This window comes from Promicromonospora sp. NPDC060204, assembly GCF_042728455.1.
In the GTDB taxonomy this organism is placed as follows: domain Bacteria; phylum Actinomycetota; class Actinomycetes; order Actinomycetales; family Cellulomonadaceae; genus Promicromonospora.
This window is the reverse complement of record NZ_JBHWZO010000393.1, coordinates 1-3,888: the sequence shown is the minus strand read 5'-3', so window position 1 is coordinate 3,888 and position 3,888 is coordinate 1. Positions and strand designations below refer to the sequence as shown.

General features: G+C 74.8%; 3 protein-coding genes. All 3 read left to right on the top strand.

The window, feature by feature from the left end; genetic code table 11:
- Positions 1-1,262: RNA polymerase sigma factor (locus ACFWEJ_RS27845; protein ID WP_377232407.1), on the top strand; the 1,262-nt coding region annotated here is incomplete at its 5' end.
- A 147-nt stretch (positions 1,263-1,409) separates the two neighbouring features.
- Complete coding sequence (locus tag ACFWEJ_RS27840; protein ID WP_377232406.1) at positions 1,410-1,595, top strand: hypothetical protein; 186 nt, start codon at positions 1,410-1,412, stop codon at positions 1,593-1,595.
- 238 nt (positions 1,596-1,833) lie between these two features.
- Positions 1,834-3,825, top strand: a complete 1,992-nt coding sequence (locus ACFWEJ_RS27835) for a penicillin-binding transpeptidase domain-containing protein (RefSeq protein WP_377232405.1) — start codon at positions 1,834-1,836, stop codon at positions 3,823-3,825.
- Positions 3,826-3,888: the final 63 nt, after the last annotated feature.

The following is a 3,888-nucleotide window of genomic DNA, read 5'->3' as shown; positions in this document are numbered from 1 at the left end:
TCGCCGAGGCGGCGGCCCGCACGTCGTACGGCCGCCTGCTGGCCCTGCTCGCGGCCCGCGACGGCGACATCCAGCGCGCCGAGGACGCCCTCGGTGAGGCCTTCGAGCGCGCCCTGCGGCACTGGCCCGACGACGGCGTGCCGCACAACCCCGACGGCTGGCTCCTCACCGTGGCCCGCAACCGGCTGCGCGACCTGTACCGCTCCGCCGCCCACCGCACCACCGTGCCGCCCGACGCCGGACCCGAGCCCACCGCACCGCCCGAGGACGTCGACCCCGACGCGATCGGGGACCGCCGGCTGGAGCTCATGTTCGTCTGCGCCCACCCCGCGGTCGAGGCCGGCATCCGCACCCCGCTGATGCTGCAGACCGTGCTCGGCGTGGAGGCCACGGACATCGCGGCGGCGTTCGCCGTCCCCGCGCCCACGATGGCGCAGCGCCTGGTCCGGGCCAAGCGCCGCATCCGGGACGCGCGCATCCCGTTCCGCATCCCCGGCCGGGACGAGGTGCCCGACCGCCTGCCGCCCGTGCTGGAGGCGGTGTACGGCGCGTACGCGATCGACTGGCGCGGCGCCGCGCCCGAGGTGCGCGGGTCGCTCACCGGCGACGCGCTCACGCTGGCCCTGCTCCTGGCCGACCTGCTGCCCGAGCCCGAGGTGCTCGGCCTGGCCGCCCTGCTCTGCTTCTCGCTGGCACGCGCCGGCGCGCGCGGGGCCGACGGGGCCTTCGTGCCGCTCGACGAGCAGGACGTCGCCCGCTGGGACACCGGCCTGATCGAGCGCGGCGAGGCGCTGCTCCGGCGGTCGCTCGCCGACTCGGCTTTGCCCGCCGGCCCGCCCTCGCCCGCCGGCCCCGCTTCCGCCGATCAGCCCGCCGGCCCGCCCGGCCGGTTCCGCCTCGAGGCCGCGATCCAGTCCGTGCACTGCGCGCGGGCGCGCACGGGCCGCACCGACTGGCCCGCGCTCGTCACGCTGCACCGGGCGCTGCTCCGCGTCGCGCCGACGCTCGGCGGGCGGGTGGCGCTCGCGGCCGTCGTCGCCCGGGTCGACGGCGCACCCGCGGGGCTGGCCGCGCTGGACGAGGTCGCGGCCGCGGAGCCGGCGTCGGGCCGGTTCCAGCCGCTGTGGGCGACCCGCGCGCACCTCCTGGCCGAGGCCGGCGACACCGAGGCCGCCCGGGCCGCGTACGTCAAGGCGCGCTCGCTCACGACGGACCCGGCCCTGCGGGAGTTCCTGGCGCAGCGGAGCGCCGCCGTCGGCTGAGGCAACCGGGTGACGCCGCCGGGTGAAGCCGGCCACCCTCGTCCCGAAACCCGGATCCGCGCCTCCCTACCAACGAAGCGAGCTCCTGGTTCGTCCTTGTTCCACGAGGGGCGCCCACACGAGGGGGCCTGAGAACGGGGACCGACCATGACGACCAGCACAGCGATGATCACCGGCAAGGATGTCGCGGCGGTCGAGCGCGATCTGCGGCGCATGGAGCTGCTCAACCGACGCGAGCACAGGATTCGCGCGGCCGGCCGTTCGGTCCCGGTGACGTCCTACCTCACGCTCGCCACGCGCTCACGGGACCGCTGGAGGTACGCGGACGCGTGATGTAGAGGGCGGGGCCGCAGATCCAGGGGGTTCGGCGGCCCCGCCCCATTTCACCCAGGTATTTACACGGACCGATCCTGACCTGGCCCTTAGGCTCCTTGGCATGAGCGGACACTCTTCACCCCATCTGCCAGCGGACGGTCATGCGCCCGTCCCGCCCCCGCCAGGTGGGTACGACTCGGTGCCGCCCGCCGTCGGGCCCCCACCGCCACCTCCCGCGACGCCGCCCGGCGTCCCGGTGTCCGGCGGCCAGCAGCCCCCTGCCCCGCCCCGGAAGAACGGGCGGCGGGCGCTGATCATCGCCGTCGTGGTGGTCCTGCTCCTCGCGGTCGGCGCGGGGGTCTGGTACCTGCTGCGGCCGCCGCCGATCCCCGACCCGGAGCCCGCCGCGGAGCAGCTCGCTGCCGCGCTCCAGGCGGGTACGCCCGCCGACTTCCCGCTGACCATGGAGACCTCCGCGTCACCCGACGAGCAGTACGCCGCGGTGTTCGAGCAGCTCGTGGCCGCCGTCGGCGAGGACGCCGGCACCGTGGCGGTCAAGAGCGTGACCCCGCTCGAGGAGGGGGACGGGGGCACCGCGACCGCCACCGCGACGCTCGCCTGGACCTGGCCCGTGGCGACCGAGGAGGCCTGGGAGTACGAGACGGTCGTGCAGCTCACCTACCCGGGCCCGGCCGACGGCGAGGCCGGCGCCTGGGAGGCTGCCTGGAACCTCGGCGTGCTGGTGCCGGGCCTGGAGGCGGGCGAGCGGCTCGCGGTCGAGCGCACCGAGCCGGTGCGCGGCGACATCGTGACGACCAGCGGCGAGACGATCGTCGGGCTCACCCCCGTGCACCGCGTGGGCATCGACAAGACCCGCCCGGGCTGGGACACGGCTGCCGCCCAGCTCGGCACCGTGCTCGGCTTCGACCAGGCGACGACCGACGACATCGCGGCGCAGGTCCAGGCCGCGGGCGACAAGGCGTTCATCGACGTCATCACCATCCGCGACAACGACCCGGAGTACGACTTCAACGCAGCGATGGCGATCGCCGGCGTCGTCGGGATCCCGGACGAGATCCCGCTCGCGCGGGACCGCGACTTCGCCCGCGCGCTGCTCGGCACGGTCGGCGAGGCGACCGAGGAGATCGTCAAGGACTCCGAGGGCACCATCAAGGCCGGCGACATGGTGGGCCTGTCCGGCGTGCAGGCGGCCTACGACGAGCAGCTGCGCGGCGTGCCGGGCCTGGCGGTGACCATCGAGCCCGTCGAGGACGCGGAGGGCGGCGAGAGCCGCGAGGCCTTCACGATCGAGAAGAAGGACGGCGAGCCCGTGGCCATCTCGCTCGACCCGGAGACGCAGCTGCGCGCGCAGGCCGCGCTCGCCGACTTCGGCGACCTGGCGAGTGCGATCGTGGCCATCAAGCCGTCCACAGGTGAGGTGCTCGCAGCGGCGTCCGGCCCGGGTTCGGAGGGGTTCAACACCGCGACCCTCGGGCAGTACCCGCCCGGTTCCACCTTCAAGATCGCGACGTCGCTGGCGATGCTCCGCGCCGGGACGACGCCGGACTCGACGTTGCCCTGCACCGCCACGATCAACGTGGAGGGCCGCGAGTTCAAGAACGTGCCCGGGTACCCGCAGTCCGCGATGGGCGACGCCGTGCCGTTCCGGACGGTGTTCGCGAACTCGTGCAACACCGCCTTCATCTCGCAGCACCAGGCGATCTCGCAGCAGCAGCTGCACGACGCCGCGGCGTCGCTCGGCCTGGGCGCCGAGCACACGGTGTCCTTCGGCGGTGCGGCGGCGTTCGGCGACGTGCCGACCGAGGCCTCGGGCACGGAGCACGCGGCGTCGATGATCGGCCAGGGTCAGGTGCTGGCCACGCCGCTCGCGATGGCGACCGTCGCGGCGAGCGTCTCCGCAGGCCACACCGTGTCCCCGTGGCTGGTCGAGCCGACGGGCAAGGAGGCGGACGCCGAGCCGGCGGGCGACCTGACCGCGGACGAGGCGGCCACCCTGCGCGACCTCATGGGTGGTGTGGTGCAGGAGGGCTCGGCCCAGATCCTGCAGGACGTCTCCGGGATCGTCGGCGCCAAGACGGGCACCGCCCAGTTCGGTGACGGCACCAAGGCCCACGTCTGGATGCTCGCGATCGCGAACGACCTGGCGGCGGTCGTGTTCATCGAGGAGGGCGAGCTCGGCTCGACCACCGCCGGCCCGGTGATGCACGAGTTCCTCAAGGGGAGCTGATCCCGGGCGCGTACGACCGAGCACGAACGACAGAGCGCCTGCCCGACGGTCCCCGGTGATGCC